16 protein-coding genes and 1 pseudogene are annotated in these 14,609 nt (G+C 72.4%); 6 read left to right on the forward strand and 11 right to left on the reverse strand.

Annotation, left to right across the window (positions count from 1 at the left end; translation table 11 throughout):
- Positions 1 to 51: 51 nt before the first annotated feature.
- Positions 52 to 540: an FBP domain-containing protein gene (locus ABD198_RS23110; protein ID WP_344005264.1), complete on the reverse strand. Its 489-nt coding sequence runs from the start codon at positions 538 to 540 to the stop codon at positions 52 to 54.
- Positions 541 to 759: 219 nt separating this feature from the next.
- Here ABD198_RS23110 and ABD198_RS23115 point away from each other — a divergent pair, with 219 nt between their 5' ends.
- Together ABD198_RS23115 and ABD198_RS23120 are read left to right on the forward strand one after the other, a co-directional pair.
- Complete coding sequence (locus ABD198_RS23115) at positions 760 to 2,049, forward strand: ROK family transcriptional regulator (RefSeq protein WP_344005266.1); 1,290 nt, start codon at positions 760 to 762, stop codon at positions 2,047 to 2,049.
- 62 nt (positions 2,050 to 2,111) lie between these two features.
- Complete coding sequence (locus ABD198_RS23120; protein WP_344005268.1) at positions 2,112 to 2,423, forward strand: hypothetical protein; 312 nt, start codon at positions 2,112 to 2,114, stop codon at positions 2,421 to 2,423.
- A 393-nt stretch (positions 2,424 to 2,816) separates the two neighbouring features.
- Here the strand turns inward: ABD198_RS23120 and ABD198_RS23125 are convergent, their stop codons facing one another.
- Both ABD198_RS23125 and ABD198_RS23130 read right to left on the reverse strand, forming a co-directional pair.
- The gene (locus ABD198_RS23125; protein ID WP_344005270.1) at positions 2,817 to 3,848 is read right to left on the reverse strand and encodes an SDR family oxidoreductase; all 1,032 of its coding nucleotides are present in this window, start codon (positions 3,846 to 3,848) and stop codon (positions 2,817 to 2,819) included.
- A gap of 554 nt (positions 3,849 to 4,402) precedes the next feature.
- Positions 4,403 to 5,428: a PHP domain-containing protein gene (locus tag ABD198_RS23130; RefSeq protein WP_344005272.1), complete on the reverse strand. Its 1,026-nt coding sequence runs from the start codon at positions 5,426 to 5,428 to the stop codon at positions 4,403 to 4,405.
- 156 nt (positions 5,429 to 5,584) lie between these two features.
- On the opposite strand from ABD198_RS23130, the gene ABD198_RS23135 reads away from it, so the two are divergent.
- Positions 5,585 to 5,821 carry a hypothetical protein gene (locus ABD198_RS23135; RefSeq protein ID WP_344005274.1) on the forward strand — a complete coding sequence of 79 codons (237 nt, stop codon included), beginning with the start codon at positions 5,585 to 5,587 and terminating at the stop codon, positions 5,819 to 5,821.
- Here the strand turns inward: ABD198_RS23135 and ABD198_RS23140 are convergent.
- From ABD198_RS23140 to ABD198_RS23150, 3 genes are all read right to left on the reverse strand, one after another.
- Entirely contained in the window at positions 5,818 to 6,930 is a 1,113-nt protein-coding gene (locus ABD198_RS23140; RefSeq protein ID WP_344005292.1) for an IS630 family transposase, read from the reverse strand. The two genes, ABD198_RS23135 and ABD198_RS23140, sit on opposite strands and share 4 nt — an antisense overlap.
- Positions 6,931 to 7,146: 216 nt before the next feature.
- Positions 7,147 to 7,695: a VanZ family protein gene (locus ABD198_RS23145; protein ID WP_344005276.1), complete on the reverse strand. Its 549-nt coding sequence runs from the start codon at positions 7,693 to 7,695 to the stop codon at positions 7,147 to 7,149.
- Between the two features lie 87 nt (positions 7,696 to 7,782).
- Positions 7,783 to 8,445, reverse strand: a complete 663-nt coding sequence (locus ABD198_RS23150) for a DUF4230 domain-containing protein (protein WP_344005278.1) — start codon at positions 8,443 to 8,445, stop codon at positions 7,783 to 7,785.
- Positions 8,446 to 8,664: 219 nt separating this feature from the next.
- Here ABD198_RS23150 and ABD198_RS23155 point away from each other — a divergent pair, with 219 nt between their 5' ends.
- Positions 8,665 to 9,618, forward strand: a complete 954-nt coding sequence (locus ABD198_RS23155) for a ribose-phosphate diphosphokinase (RefSeq protein WP_344005280.1) — start codon at positions 8,665 to 8,667, stop codon at positions 9,616 to 9,618.
- Between the two features lie 43 nt (positions 9,619 to 9,661).
- Here the strand turns inward: ABD198_RS23155 and ABD198_RS23160 are convergent, their stop codons facing one another.
- Complete coding sequence (locus ABD198_RS23160) at positions 9,662 to 10,054, reverse strand: anti-sigma factor antagonist (protein WP_344005282.1); 393 nt, start codon at positions 10,052 to 10,054, stop codon at positions 9,662 to 9,664.
- Between the two features lie 243 nt (positions 10,055 to 10,297).
- On the opposite strand from ABD198_RS23160, the gene ABD198_RS23165 reads away from it, so the two are divergent.
- Positions 10,298 to 10,690: a VOC family protein gene (locus tag ABD198_RS23165; RefSeq protein ID WP_344005284.1), complete on the forward strand. Its 393-nt coding sequence runs from the start codon at positions 10,298 to 10,300 to the stop codon at positions 10,688 to 10,690.
- Positions 10,691 to 10,787: 97 nt separating this feature from the next.
- Here ABD198_RS23165 and ABD198_RS23170 read toward each other — a convergent pair whose 3' ends face one another.
- Entirely contained in the window at positions 10,788 to 11,096 is a 309-nt protein-coding gene (locus ABD198_RS23170) for a DUF4235 domain-containing protein (RefSeq protein WP_344005286.1), read from the reverse strand.
- Between the two features lie 9 nt (positions 11,097 to 11,105).
- Positions 11,106 to 12,167, reverse strand: a complete 1,062-nt coding sequence (locus ABD198_RS23175; RefSeq protein ID WP_344005288.1) for a glutathione S-transferase family protein — start codon at positions 12,165 to 12,167, stop codon at positions 11,106 to 11,108.
- 104 nt (positions 12,168 to 12,271) lie between these two features.
- Between ABD198_RS23175 and ABD198_RS23180 the strand changes: the two are divergent.
- Positions 12,272 to 13,225, forward strand: a pseudogene (locus tag ABD198_RS23180) (cation diffusion facilitator family transporter); the annotation flags it as partial.
- 119 nt (positions 13,226 to 13,344) lie between these two features.
- On the opposite strand, the gene ABD198_RS23185 reads toward ABD198_RS23180, so the two are convergent.
- Together ABD198_RS23185 and ABD198_RS23190 are read right to left on the reverse strand one after the other, a co-directional pair.
- Complete coding sequence (locus ABD198_RS23185) at positions 13,345 to 13,794, reverse strand: nitroreductase family deazaflavin-dependent oxidoreductase (RefSeq protein WP_344005294.1); 450 nt, start codon at positions 13,792 to 13,794, stop codon at positions 13,345 to 13,347.
- 70 nt (positions 13,795 to 13,864) lie between these two features.
- Positions 13,865 to 14,503 (reverse strand): LysE family transporter, encoded by a 639-nt coding sequence (locus ABD198_RS23190; RefSeq protein WP_344005290.1) that lies wholly within the window; start codon positions 14,501 to 14,503, stop codon positions 13,865 to 13,867.
- Positions 14,504 to 14,609 lie beyond the last annotated feature (106 nt).

The following is a 14,609-nucleotide window of genomic DNA, read 5'->3' on the forward strand; positions in this document are numbered from 1 at the left end:
CGGGTGGGCGGAAACGCCCCTGAGGCCGGGGGACGCCCCTGGGGCGAGGGCCTACAGCTTGTCGAGGAAGGCGTGCAGATTGTCGCGGGTGCGGGCGATCTGCTGCTCCAGGGTGAGGCTCTCCTTGAAACGGGCCCCGGTCTCCGGGACCTTCTTGCCGCGCAGATAGAGGGAGCAGGCGAGATCGGTGCACATGTAGGCGCCGACCGAGTTGCCCTCCCGGCCGGCCGGTCCCGATCTGCGGGCGGTCATCAGGGAGACGCCGCCGCGCGGATGGGTGGTCAGGCAGAGCGAGCACATGCTGCGGTGCAGAAAGCCGCGGCGGCCGGGCTGGAAGCGCAGGGCCACTCCGACCAGCCGGTCGTCGCGCTCGGCGACCAGATACGCCCGGTCGGGCGCGCCCGGATCGCGCCAGCCCAGGAAGTCGAGATCCTCCCAGGGCCGTTCGCCGAGATCGCGGGGCACGGCCAGCCGCTTGGCCTCGCCCTTCGAGCAGTTGATGAACGAGGTGCGGATGTCCTGCTCGGTGAGCGGGCGCATGACGGGTCTCCAGCGAGTCGGTCGAGGGAACGGTCGAGCAAACCTAGAGGGCCTAGGTTTCGGCGTCAGCGTAGGGAGACCGGCGGGGGCGGGCCACCGAATTTCGCGGGGGTGGCCGGAGGGTGATAGTTCAAAGCGTGAAATAAGCAGGGAGGAAAGTCGCGCCGGACCGGTCCTCGGCGGTATGTTGCAGGTCGGGCAGGGGGCGGAAGGAGCCACATGGCGGGGCGGAACGGGCGCACGGTACGCGACCTCAGGCGGGCCAACCGAACGGCCGTGCTGCAGCGGCTCTACTTCGACGGTCCCCTCAGCCGCTTCGAACTCGGTCCGGCCACCGGACTCAGCTCCGGCTCGGTGAGCAATGTGGTCGCCGACCTCATGGCCGACGGCCTGGTGGAGGAGGCCGGCAGCGTCGACTCCGACGGCGGCCGCCCGCGCACCCTGCTGCGCATCGCCCCCGCCAGCGGCCACATGATCGGCGTGGACGTCGGCGAGACCCGGGTGCGCGTCGAGCTGTTCGACCTCGCCCTCACCGAGCTCGCCCGGGCCGAACGCCCGCTGGAGCAGCAGCGCTACGCGGTCGAGGTCATCGTCGACCACATCCGCTCCGGCATCGCCGAGGTGCTGGGCGCGGCGGGCCTGCCGCCCGAGCGGCTGCTCGGCGTCGGCATCGGCGTCCCCGGCATCGTCGAGCACACGGAGGACGGCGGCGCCGTGGTGCACGGGCAGACCATCGCCTGGGACGCCGTACCGCTGGAGTCCCTGCTCCGCACCGGCTCCCCGCTGCCCGCCACCGTCCCCTACCTCATCGACAACGGCGCGAAGACGCTGGGCCAGGCCGAGATGTGGTTCGGCGGCGGACGCGGCGCGCGCAACGCCGTGGTGGTCCTCTTCGGCTCCGGCGTCGGCGCCAGCCTGGTCACCCCCGAGGTGGAGCAGGGCCGGGCGGTCGAGTGGGGCCATCTGACGGTACGGGTCAGGGGGCGCCGCTGCCGGTGCGGTGCGCTCGGCTGCCTGGAGGCGTACGCCGGCGCCGAGTCGCTGCTCGCCCGGTGGCGCGAGGAGGGCGGCCGGGTGCCCGAGGGCACCGACGAGGAGACCGCCCTCACCGCGATGCTCGCCGCCGCCTTCCCGGCCGACGGTGCCCGACCCGACGCCACCGCGCTCGCCGTGCTGGAGGAGACCGCCGAGTACCTGGGCGCCGGGCTGTCCGACCTGATCAACCTGTTCCAGCCCGAGCGCATCCTCGTCGGCGGCTGGGCCGGCCTCCGGCTCGGCTCGCACTTCCTGCCCGCCGTGCGCCGGCACGCCCTGTCGTACGCGCTGCGCCACCCGGCCGAGCGGGTGACGATCGAACTCGGCCGCCTGGGCCCCGACGCGGTCACCGTCGGCGCGGCGATCCTGCCGCTCGCCGACTTCTTCGCCCGCGGCGGACGCCGCCCGGAACCGGACCCCGAGACCCCGCCGCCCGCCTGGCGGGCGGCGCTGCGGGAGCGGTCGCCGCGCTGAGGTTTCGCACGTCCTGGCGGAGGTACTCGCGGAGGCCGGCGTACGAACGAAGGGAGAGCGCCGTGACCGACCACCGCCTCGAAGGACCGGGGGAGAACGGTCCGGCCGTCCCGCGTGATCTGCCCGACCAGCAGGCCGGAGCGGGAGAGGACCCCTGGGAGGTGGCACCGCGGCAGGCCGAGGGCGAGCCCGACACCGCCGAGGGAACCGACCGGGAGGAAGGGGCCGAACCGGAGCAGGCGCCCGGCACCGAGGAGACCGGGCCCGACACCGACGTGCCCGACACGGACGAGGCCGGCACGGGCCGCCGTGGCGCCCCGCACGCCGGGTCCCCCAACCCGGAGCACCCCGTGCCGGACGAGTCGCCCGCCTGACGGGTCTGCCGACGGACCTGCCGTTCGGGTCTGCCGGTCGGGTCCGCCCGGCGCGCTTGCGCTGTTCGGGTCCGCCCGGCGGGTGTGCGGGTCGGATCCGTCTGACGCATCTACCGTTCGCCCCCTCCCGACGCGTGTGCGCCGGTCCAGATCCGCCCGCGCGTCTGCCGATCAGGCTTCGCCCGGCGGGTGTGCCGGCGGAATCGCCCGCTCGGGCGCGCCGGCCCGGCTTCGCTCGGCGTGTCCGCCGACCAGGGTTCGCCCGGCGCGCCTGCCGGCTGGGATCGCCTGACGTGGCTGCCGCTCGCGTCAGCCGCTTGGGCCGGCCCGGAGGATCCGCGTCGGCGCTCTGCCGTTGTGGTTCGCGTTGACCGACGGATCCGTCGGCGGATGTCACGCCACCTTGCGGCCCCGCAGTGGTTCGGTGGGCGCTCCCGCGCCTTCGCGGAGGCCCTCCAGGAACTCCTCCATCACCTCCGTCGCGCTGCGCAGCGGCTGCCAGCCGAGTTCCGCGCGCGCCCGTGTGCAGTCCATCAGCGGCAGCCGCAGCACGGCGTCGAAGAGGTGCGGGGAGGCGGGCAGCAGATGCAGGCCCCAGGCGGCGGCGACCGCCGAGCGGGCCGCGACCCGCGGCATGCGCACCCGGCGGGTGCCGAGCATCTCCCCGAGCAGCTCCGCGTCGACCGGCGGCTCGGCCGCCAGATTGAACGCACCCCGGACGTTCCCGTCCAGCACCGCCAGCTTGTAGGCGGTCGCGGCGTCGTCCGTGTGCAGCACCTGCACCCGCAGGCCGGGGATGTCGGGCAGGAACGGCAGCAGGTCCGGCCGCAGCAGCGGACCCGGCAGGTACCGGCCGCCGAAGATGCGGCGCTGTTCGCTCGCCGACTCGCGCTTGAACAGGAACGCCGGCCGCATGCGCACCAGCCGCGTGTCCGGGTGGTCGCGCTCGAAGATGTCCAGCGCCCGCTCCAGATACGCCTTCTCCCGGCAGTACGCCGCGTCCGGCCAGCCGTGCGTGGGCCAGGACTCGTCGACCGCGCGCTCCTTGGGCCCCGGCGAGTACGCGCCCACGGACGAGGCGTGCACCAGCGCGGGCACGCCCGCCCCGGCGACCGCGTCGAACACCCGCATGCTGCCCATCACGTTGGTGCGCCAGGTCGTCGCCGGGGCGTGCGTCGGCTGGAACGCCCAGGCGAGATGGATCACCGCGTCGGCGCCCGCGAACTCCTCGGCGAGGTCGGCGTTGCCGGAGGCCAGGTCCACCGCCGACCAGTCGGTCTTCGCCGGTGACCAGGCGGGCAGGCGCCGGGCCAGGCCCAGCACGGACGCGACCCGCGATTCCTCCGACAGGGCGCGCACCACACTGGTGCCGACGTTCCCCGTGGCGCCCGTCACCACGACCCTCAGACCGGTCTCGCTGCTCACGGTCCACTCCTCTCGGCCGGCTGCTGTGTGGAGCCGACCGAGTACCCGCGACGCGGGCCGGACATGAGGGCGCGCGGAGAGAGGGTCAATAGTGAGCGCCGCGGAGCGCAATCGGGCGGTGGACATGGAGAGCCCCGACCGCGACGGGGGAATCACGGTCGGGGCGGTCAGCGGTGAGTACGGATGGCGGTCGCCTCTCGGCGAAAGGCACCACAGGGCTTCAGCCGAACGATCGTCCCTGTGGGCGAACGGTGAGGCCCGGGGACACTGTCCCATCCGCACCCACGCCTGACTCAACGGGCAACCACCCTCGGGTGTTCCGCCGAATGTCTCCGTTTGCGGTGATGTGCGTCACTCGCCGTGTACGTCGCCGCCCGCGACGCCAGCAGGTGCGCCGGGAACACGGCCGCGCGTTCCATTACGGACCCTTCCTCGAGGCTCCTCGTGAGCGGCGCGGGTACCCGTCCGGGCCGCCGCCGCGCCTCACCCGTCCCGGCAGCTTCCGCTCCCGCATCTCATCGATCACGGCTCCTTGCGCTCCCGCATCCCACCGATCACGGCAGCTTCCGCTCCCGCGCCCAGTCCAGCAGCTGCTCGCGCGACCAGGTGGTGACCACCCGTTCGGGCGGCACCCCGCACTCCTCCGCGCGGGCACAGCCGAGGATCTGCCAGTCCAGCTGGCCCGGCGCGTGCGCGTCGGTGTCGATGGAGAACAGCACGCCCGCCTCCACCGCCCGGCGCAGCAGCCGCCTGGGCGGGTCCAGCCGCTCCGGTCTGCTGTTGATCTCCAGGGCGGTGCCGGTCTCCGCGCACGCCGCGAACACCTCGTCCGCGTCGAACTGCGACTCCGGGCGCCCGCGTCCGGTCAGCAGCCGGCCGGTGCAATGGCCCAGCACGTCGGAGTGCGGGTTGCGCACGGCGGCGACCATGCGGCGGGTCATCGAGCGGGCCTCCATGCGCAGTTTGGAGTGCACCGACACCACCACGACGTCGAGCCGCTCGAGCAGCTCCGGCTCCTGGTCGAGGGAGCCGTCCTCGAGGATGTCGCACTCGATGCCGGTCAGCAGCCGGAACGGCGCCCAGGTCTCGTTGAGCCGCGCCACCACCTCCAGCTGCTCGCGCAGCCGGTCCGCCGACAGCCCGCGGGCCACGGTCAGCCGCGGCGAGTGGTCCGTGAGAACGGCCCACTCGTGGCCGAGCGCCGCCGCGGCCCGGCCCATCTCCTCGATCGAGCTGCCTCCGTCGGACCAGTCGGAGTGCAGATGGCAGTCCCCGCGCAGCAGCGCCCGCAGCCGCTCCCCGCCCCGCCCGGACGGGGTCTCGTCCGCCGCCTCGGCCTCCAGCTTCTGCAGATAGCCGGGCACCCGGCCCTCCAGCGCCTCCCGGACCACCTGCGCGGTCTTCGGGCCGACCCCCTTCAGCGACTCCAGCGACCCGGCCACCGCGCGCTCGCGCACCTCCTCGGGCCCCAGCTCCGTCAGCACCCGGGCTGCGGTGCGGAACGCCCGGACCCGGTAGGCGGGCGCCAGGGACCGCTCCAGCAGAAAGGCGATCCGCTCCAACGCCTCGACGGGATCCATCGGCCCACCTCCTCGCTCCAGGGTTCCCCAGCGGGCGCACCGCCGCACACCGCCGGTGCGTCCCCCGGTGGCCCGGGGCGGAAGCGGGCGCGCGGCGTCCGGGACGTTTGCTTCCTGGACTCCGCGTTCGCGCCGATTGCGCTCTACGCTCTATTCATGACCGAAAGCGCGAGCCCGCACATCACCAAGCCGCGGATCATGGTGCTCGGAGTACAGCCCGGGTCACCCCCGTTCCGCATCGTGGAGATCGACGGACAGGTGGTCGGTGAGGCGAGGAACGTCACCGACGTGCTGCAGGCCGCCGCCGCGCACGGGATCACCGTCCACGACCTGGACGACCCGGACGTGGTCCGCTGGGTGGGCGGCGACAAGTTCACCTGGACCGTCCACTAGTGTCCTGCGCCAGAGATCCGTCGGCAGAAGTTAGCGAGGGCGTCGAGGATTTCCTCAGCTGTCTTGGTCCAGATGAAGGGCTTGGGGTCTTCGTTCCAGTCTTTGACCCACGCGCGGATGTCGGCTTCGAGGGCCTGGACGTTCTTGTGTGCGCCACGGCGGATCTTCTGGTCGGCCAGGAAGCCGAACCATCGCTCGACCTGGTTGATCCAGGAGGAGCCGGTCGGGGTGAAGTGCATCTGGAACCGGGGGTGTTTGGCCAGCCACGTCCTGATCGCGGGAGTCTTGTGGGTGCCGTAGTTGTCGCAGATCAGGTGGATCTGGAGATGTGCGGGGACCTCCTTGTCGATCCGGATCAGGAACTTCTTGAACTCCGCCGCCCGATGTCGGCGGTGCAGGGCGGTGATGACCTCGCCGGTGGCGACGTCGAAGGCGGCGAACAAGGTGGTCAGGCCGTTGCGGACGTAGTCGTGGGTGCGCCGCTCGGGCATGCCCGGCATTATCGGCAGCACTGGCTGGGACCGGTCCAGGGCCTGGATCTGCGACTTCTCGTCCACCGAGAGCACCACTGCACCCTCGGGCGGGTTGAAGTACAGGCCCACGACGTCGTAGACCTTCTCCACGAACAACGGGTCGGTCGACAGCTTGAAGGTGTCCGCCAGATGCGGCTTGAGCTGGAACTGCCGCCAGATCCGGCCGACCGTGGACTTCGACAGGCCACTGTGCTCGGCCATCGATTTCCGCGACCAGTGGGTGGCGTTCTTCGGTTTCTCCTCCAGCGTCTTGGCGATGACCCGCTCGACGTCCGCGTCGGTGATCTTCCGCGGAGCACCGGGCCGCGGCTCGTCATACAGGCCGTCCACCCCTCGTTCGAGGAAGCGCCGCCGCCAGGTGCGGACCGTGTCCGCACTCACCCGCAACTCTCGGGCGACCGCGACGATCGGTGGTACTTCCGGTCCGGCACACGCCAGCACGATCCGCGCCCGCAGCGCCAGAGCCTGGGCCGATGTCGCCCGACGCGTCCACCGCTCCAACTCAGCCCGCTCGTCATGAGACAGCAGCAACGGCTCCAGTTTCGGGCCCCGACGAGGAACTGACGCACCAGCGATAGAAGTCACACACCAACTAACGATCAACTACTGGCGCAGGACACTAGCGGACGGTCATACCAGCGGGAAGACGGCGCCCCGGGCGGGCGCCGCGGTCGGCCTGTGCCCTTCGCGCCGTGCGGGCGGGGCGTCGAGCAGGGTCAGATCGGGTTCAGATCGGGCGGGGCGTCGGGCAGGGTCAGATCGGGTTCAGATCGGGCGGGGCGTCGAGCTGGGTCAGGCCGGGCGCCTGCGGCGCGCGTGCACGGCGCGGCCCAGCCGCCGGCCCACCAGCAGATACCCCAGCAGCGCGCCCCCGGTGTTGAGGATGACGTCGTCGACGTCGAAGGCCCGCCCGGTGACCAGCGCCCCCTGGGCGAACTCGACCAGCAGCATCACCACGGCGGTCAGCAGCAGGACCCGCAGGAACCTGCGGGTGCGCGGAGCGATTACCGGGGTGAGGACGCCGAACGGCACGCCCAGCAGGATGTTGCCGCCGACCTGCCGCAGCGCGTCCCGCGCCGTGTGCTGGTCCAGATAGGCCCGCAGCGAGCGGCCCGGATGCAGATTGGTGTGCGTCAGCGCCTCGGAGGCGGGGGAGGGCTGCAGGGTGAGCCGGGCCAGGACCACCGCGAAGGCCACCATGAACACGAAGGCGCACGCCATCGCCAGCAGCCGCAACGGCAGCGGCAGCGGGCGCCGTCCGTCCGGCTCGCCCCCGCCGGGCGCCGCCGGCCGGGAACGCCGGAGCCCGGCGGACAGGGAGCGCGAGGCGGAGCGGGCCATGAGGTCCTCCAGTGGTCGGCATGTGTGGGGGATACGTGGGGGGGATACGTGGGGGAGATGCGTGGGGGCGTTTCCTGCCGGGACGGGTCAGCTCTCGTAGGTGATGCGCACGTCCTCGAAGCCCAGGGAGCGCAGCAAACCTTCCAGCATCTCGGTGGTGTTGGCCTCGGCGCGGGCGGTCAGACCGCTCTCCTTCGCGGCGTCGCCGATGTGCCGCACGGCGAGCTTCTGCACAGCCTGTTCGCCGTTGGGGTTGTCCGAGAACAGATCGCCGAGCCGGTCGAACAGCCCGCGCTGCTTGGACACGGCGTAGGAGCGCTCGGGGTCCAGCGCCGGATCGCCCAGCCGCGCGTGCGGCAGCCGCAGCGTGGCGGAGGTGCGGTCCTCGTCGACCCGCACCGCGTCCTCGCCGACCTTCCCGAGATCCACATAGGCGTCCACGGAGCCGGCCCCCACGTACAGGGTGCGGCTGCCGCGCAGCGCGTCGGGCAGGTACTTGGCGTCCTTCTCCAGGTCTACGACGACCTGGAAGTTGCCGGAGGCGGCCTCGTAGCGGCTGATGTCCTGGATGGACTTCAGCAGCGCCGGACCGCTGCGGTCACGGGACTCGGTGCCGAACACGTCCTTCAGGCCCGGCAGACCGAGCAGCCGGATGCCCGCGAGCAGCACCGCGAACAGCAGCACCAGCGCGCTCAGCACCTTCACCCAGCCCGGCATGCGCCCGGACAGGCGCCCGATGGGAGTCGTCATGGCGGACGGCCCTCCTTCCTACCCGAGCGGATGCCCCCATCTGCCGTGACAAACAGGCTTGTTGGGAGGCGGACCGCTGCGCGCACGATGCTCACCGGATGCACACAGGGGGCGCACAGCGCGCCGGAGGGCAGCGGACCGTGCGCCTGCAACTGGGCGGTGCCGCAGGCCAGTAGCATGATCCCGGCCGGGACACATGATCATGCGAGGAGACCCGTCGTGCGAGACATCGCCGTGTTCAGCGGCAGCGCCCACCCCGAACTCGCCGAGGAGGTCTGCTCCCATCTCGGTGTGCCGCTCAGCCCGGTGCGGGTCAGCCGCTTCGCCAACGACTGCCTGGAGGTGCAGCTCCAGGCCAACTGCCGTGAGCGGGACGTGTTCCTGGTGCAGCCGCTGGTCAAGCCGGTGCAGGAGCACCTGGTGGAGCTGCTGATGATGTGCGACGCGGCCCGCGGCGCGTCGGCGTCCCGGATCACCGTGGTGATGCCGCACTACTCCTACGCGCGCTCCGACAAGAAGGACGCGCCGCGCATCTCGCTCGGCGGGCGCCTGGTGGCCGACCTGCTGGTGGCGGCGGGCGCGAGCCGGGTCCTGACGATGACCCTGCACTCGCCCCAGGTGCACGGCTTCTTCTCGGTGCCCGTCGACCATCTGCACGCCCTGCGGGAACTGGCCGCGCACTTCCGCCAGTACGACCTGAGCCGCACCACCGTCGTCTCCCCGGACCTGGGCAACGCCAAGGAGGCGGCCCACTTCGCCCGGCTGATCGGGGCCGAGGTGGCGGCCGGCGCCAAGCAGCGGTTCGCCGACGACCAGGTGCGCATCAGCTCCGTCATCGGCGACGTGGCCGGGCGGGACGTCATCGTCCTGGACGACGAGATCGCCAAGGGCAGCACGGTGTTCGCGCTGCTGGAGCGGCTGCGGGAGCTGGACGCGCGGTCGATCAGGGTCGCCTGTACGCACGGGCTGTTCGCGGCCGGTGCGCTGCGGCGGCTGAGCGAGCAGCCGGACGTGCTGGAGATCGTGTGCACCAACACCGTGCCGGTGCCGGCCGAGGAGCACACCGGCAAGCTGCGGGTCCTGTCCATCGCCCCGGCGCTCGCCGAGGCGGTGCGGCGCATCCACAACGGGGAGTCGGTCAGCGCCCTGTTCGACGCACAGCCGATAGCCTAGCGGCTGCGCGCCAGGCACGGCGTTGCGGACGCTCCCCTGGCGGTCAGACGGGGTCCGTCGTCGCCTCCGGCTGCTCCTGGGCCGCCTCCAGCGCCGCTTCCAGGGTCGGCCGGGGCGGCAGCAGCCGGGAGAGGCCGGTGATCCGCAGCATGCGCAGGGTCAGCGGGTGGGCGCACACCAGGTGCAGCCGGCCGTGGCGGTCCGCGACCCGGTGCCGGGCCCGGTAGAGCAGCCGCAGACCGGAGCAGTCGAAGAACTCGATCCGCGAGAGGTCGATCACCACGCGCGGGTCCGGCCCCGCGGTCGCCGCGTCCAGATGCGGCACGATCTCCTCGGCCGCGGCGATGTCGATCTCGCCGCGGAACTGGAGCACCGTGTGGCCTCGGTCCCGCAGGACGCGCAGATGCCGGGTCAGCGGTGCAGATTCGTGCCGCACGACGCCATCGCCTCCAGCCTGCTCCGTGCGCGGGGTACCACGGGGACGGGCGGACGACGCCAACGTCGTTCGCCGTCAAGCAAGTTACCCTCGCTCGGCAGATTTTGAGCATGTTCGATTGACATATGTCTTCGATTTGCGGTCGTCGGTGCGCCGCCCGACTGATTCTGCTCGGCGGGGATATCCGTCCCCTGCAGGGCGGGGCGCAGGCCGCCCCGCGAGCGGCGGACCCGCGGAGGAGACATGACTGTGGTGACGGCGGGCGTGGTGGTGCTCGACTGCGCCGAACCCGAAAAACTGGCCGAGTTCTACCGGGAGTTGCTCGACGCGGAGGAGACCGAGGCGGGCGCCAACCGGGTGGAGCTCCGCTCCGCCGACGGCTTCCGGCTGGCGCTGCGCCGCGACATGAACGCGACCGCTCCGAGCTGGCCCCGCCCCGAGAACTCCCTCCAGGCGCACCTGGAGTTCGTGGTGGACGACCTCGACGCGGCGGAACGCCGGATCGTGAGCCTCGGCGGCCGCCCGATCGAGGCGACCGACGCCGGCGGCCCGCTGGAGGAACGCGGCTACGCCGACCGGGCCGGTCACTCCTTCACCCTGCGCCGGGGGCCCTCCACCGCACCGAAGCAGGGCTGAGACCGCCCGCCCCGCCCGCCGGGCGTACGACACGGCCGGGCGCGGGAACACGCTCCCCACGCCCGGCCGTTGTGCGCCCCAGGGCTCCGGCGGCGGGTCAGTCGCGGCCCTTCTCCTTGTCGGTGACGGGCCACGCGCCGGTGGAGCGCTCGATGGCCTTGGCGCCGGCCCGGTCCACGGCGCTGCGCACCGCCGCGAAGATCGCTCCCTGGATCGCGGCGGCCAGCAGGATCTCGCCCCAGCGGCGGTCCCGGTCCAGCGCGTCCGGCGCGTCGTCCTCGTGCCGGATCACCTTCCACGTCTTCTGGAATGCGAGCCCGGCCAGGGTTCCGCCCGTCCAGCTGAGGACGAACCCGATCGGTTTGTACGCCAGCGGCAGCTTCGACTTCTTGCTCTTCTTCGCCACGTGGATCTCCTAGCTCGGTCGGCTGTGTGGTTGGTCGGTCGGGGGCCGGGGGCGCCCTCGGGCGGGAACCTCCTCGTCGGCGCGGACCGGCCCCGGCGGAGTGCCGTCCCCGAACGGCCGCCCGCCCAGCTCCTCGCGGTGATGAGGCGTCAGCCAGCCCGACAGGTCGGGGCCGAGGGGGACGATGCGGGTCGGGTTGATGCCGGTGTGCACCTGGTAGTAGTGGCGCTTGATGTGGTCGAAGTCGACGGTGTCGCCGAAGCCCGGCGTCTGGTAGAGGTCGCGGGCGTACGCCCACAGCACCCGGTTCTCCGTCAGCTTCCAGCGGTTGCACTTGAAGTGGCCGTGATACACGGGGTCGAACCGCACCAGCGTGGTGAACAGCCGGATGTCCGCCTCGGTGATGGTGTCACCGACCAGATACCGCTGCCGCTCCAGCCGCTCGGCCAGCAGCTCCAGCCGGCGGAACACATCCCGGCACGCCGCCTCGTACTCCTCCTGACCGGTGGCGAAGCCCGCCCGGTAGACGCCGTTGTTGACGTCCCGGAAGACGTCCTCCATCACCGCGTCGATCTCGTCGCGCCGCTCCTTCGGGTACAGGTCCGGGGCCCCGTCCCGGTGCAGGGCCGTCCACTCGGTGGCGAAGTCCAGGGTGATCTGCTGGTAGTCGTTGGTGACCAGTTTCCCCGTGGGCACGTCCACGATCGCCGGCACGCTCACCCCGCCCGGGTAGTCCCGCTCCCGCCGGTCGTAGGCCTCGCTGAGACAGCGGATGCCGAGGACCGGGTCCCGGCCGCCGGGGTCCAGGGTGAAGCGCCAGCTGCGGTCGTCCTGGATCGGATCCACCACGGCCAGCGACAGCGCGTCCTCCAGCCCGAGCAGCCGCCGGGACACCAGCGCGCGGCTCGCCCAGGGGCAGGCCCGGCTCACCACCAGCCGGTACCGGCCCGGCTCCACCGGCCAGCCCTCCCGGCCGTCCGCCGTGATCCGGTCCCGGAAATGCGGCTTCGACCGCCGGAAGGCCTTCCTGCCGTAAGCACTGTTGCCGCCGTCCCCGTCGTCGCGGCTCATGGTCGCCTCCTCCTCGCCGTTCCGTTCAGGGTCCCTGTGACCGCGTTCCCCGTTTTCCGCGGTCGGCACGGTGTGACCCAGCCCGACCGGGGCAATCGCCCGACGTGAGTACACGATCGGATCGAAAGACCCGGATCACCGTGCTGGTGGCGCTCGGGGCCAATGCGGTGATAGCGGCGGCGAAGGCCGTGGGCGGGCTCGCCGTGGCCTCGCCGGCACTGCTGTCGGAGGCGGCGCACTCGGTGGCCGACAGCATGAACGAGGTGTTCCTGCTGGCCGCCCTGCGCCGCAGCCGACGCCCGCCGGACCGGCGCCACCCCTTCGGCTACGGCAAGGAGCGGTTCTTCTGGTCGCTCCTCGCCGCCGTGGGCATCTTCATCATGGGCGGCTGCTTCTCCTTCTACCAGGGCGTCGAGGCCCTGCACGGCGGCGGAGCACAGGCCACCGGCGGCTACACGGCCGGACTCGTCGTGCTCGCTGTCGCCTTCATCGCCGAGGGCGCCTCGCTGCTGCGCGCCCTGTACCAGGTGCGCCGGCAGGGCGGCGGACTGCGCGACCCGGCGCTGCGCACGGTGATCGCCGAGGACGGCACCGCCGTGCTGGGCGTGACCCTGGCCGCGGCCGGCATGGTGCTGCACCTGATGACCGGGCAGGTGGTGTGGGAGGCGTCCGCCTCGCTCGCCATCGGCGCCCTGCTCGTGTACGTGGCCTACCGGCTCGGACGCGACGCCCGCGCCCGGCTGATCGGCGAGGCCGCCGACCCGGAGGCCGACGAGCGGATCCGGGCGCTGCTGCGGGCCCAGCCGGAGATCGACAGCGTGGAGGCGCTGTTCACCATGAAGACGGGCCTGGACACGGCTCTGGTGGCGGCCCGGGTCGACCTGGCGCCGGGCCTGGACAGCGAGCGGGTGGAGGAGGTCGCCGTGCGCATCAAGCGGTCCATCTCCGGCATCGCGCCGGAGGCGGAGCAGATCTTCCTGGACGTCACCGACCACCGGGCCGCCGAGGCGTGCGAGGCATGGGAGAGCCCCGCCGCGACGGGGGAACGCGGCGGGGCCCGACACTCACGTGCCCGTCCCCGCGGGCTTCATGCACCCGGGCGGCAAGGAATCCGCCGAATCCCTCCGGAGCGGGCCGGCCGGTGGTGCACGAGGCCGCCCGAGGCGGCGGAGGACGGTCAGTCGCCGTCGACGGGCTCCAGCACGAACACCGGGATCTCCCGGTCGGTCTTCTTCTGGTAGTCGGCGTACGGCGGATAGGCCGCCACCGCCCGCTTCCACCACTCGGCCTTCTCCTCCCCGGTGACCTCACGGGCCGTCATGTCCCGCTTCACCGGGCCGTCCTGCAACTCCACATGGGGGTGGGCCTTCAGATTGAAGTACCAGACCGGGTGCTTGGGCGCCCCGCCCAGCGAGGCCACCGCCGCATAGCGTCCCTCGTGCTCGATCCGCATCACCGGTGTCTTGCGCAGCTTTCCGGACTTCGCTCCGCGGCTGGTGAGCACGACGACCGGGTAGTCGGTCCCCTGCAGGGTCGTCCCCTGGGTGCCGCCCGAGCGCTCGTACAGCTCCACCTGCTCGCGCACCCACCGGCTCGGGCTCGGTTCGTACTCTCCCTCAAGAGGCATGCTCATCCGTCCCATCGTCGTTCCGCTGTCGGCTGTGCCACTTTCGATACAACACCGCGGACCCCGGGGATCATCCGTGCGACACGGCCATCCGCAGGGCGAGGAACGTCATCACCGCGGCGGCCGTCAGAGCCGTCAGCAGCCGCCCGCGATGCCCGGTCAGCGTCCGGCCCAGCAGCGCCCCGCCGCCGGCCAGCAGCACCTGCCAGCTCGCCGACGCGGCGAACGCCGCCGCCACGAACACCGCCTGCTCGGCGAAGGAGGCCGAGGCACCGGCCTGCGCGCCCAGCACCAGCGCCGCGAAGTAGATGACGGTGGTGGGGTTGAGCAGCGTGACACCGAGCAGCACGGCGTACGCCCGCAACGGGCCCGGGGGAGCGGGAGCGGTGCGGGTGGCGGGCCGGCGGTCGCGGTACTGCCGTACGGCTCCGGCCGCGCTCCACGCCGCCAGCGCGAGCAGCACCAGCACACAGGCCCAGCGCAGCGGACCCAGCACCGGCCGCAGCGCGGACGCCAGGGCGGAGCCGCCCGCCACCGCCGCCACGGCGAGCGCGTAGAGGCCGTCGGCGGTGGCGACACCGAGCGCCGCGCAGACGCCGGTGCGCAGGGTGCTGCGGGCGGTGAGGGAGACGAGATAGGTCCCGACGGCGCCGACGGGCACGGCGATGCCGTACCCGGCGAGCAGCCCGGAGACGAGCGCCGTGCTCATGAGCGCGGCGGGAGTGCGGATCTGGACATGGGGGGGGTGCCTCTATGTCTTTCGTCAAGCGAGGCGTGGGGTTCTGGGTTCGTAGAAGGTGCCGTCGCGGAGCATG

Origin of the sequence: Streptomyces thermocarboxydovorans (genome assembly GCF_039524635.1) — a bacterium.
GTDB lineage: Bacteria > Actinomycetota > Actinomycetes > Streptomycetales > Streptomycetaceae > Streptomyces > Streptomyces thermocarboxydovorans.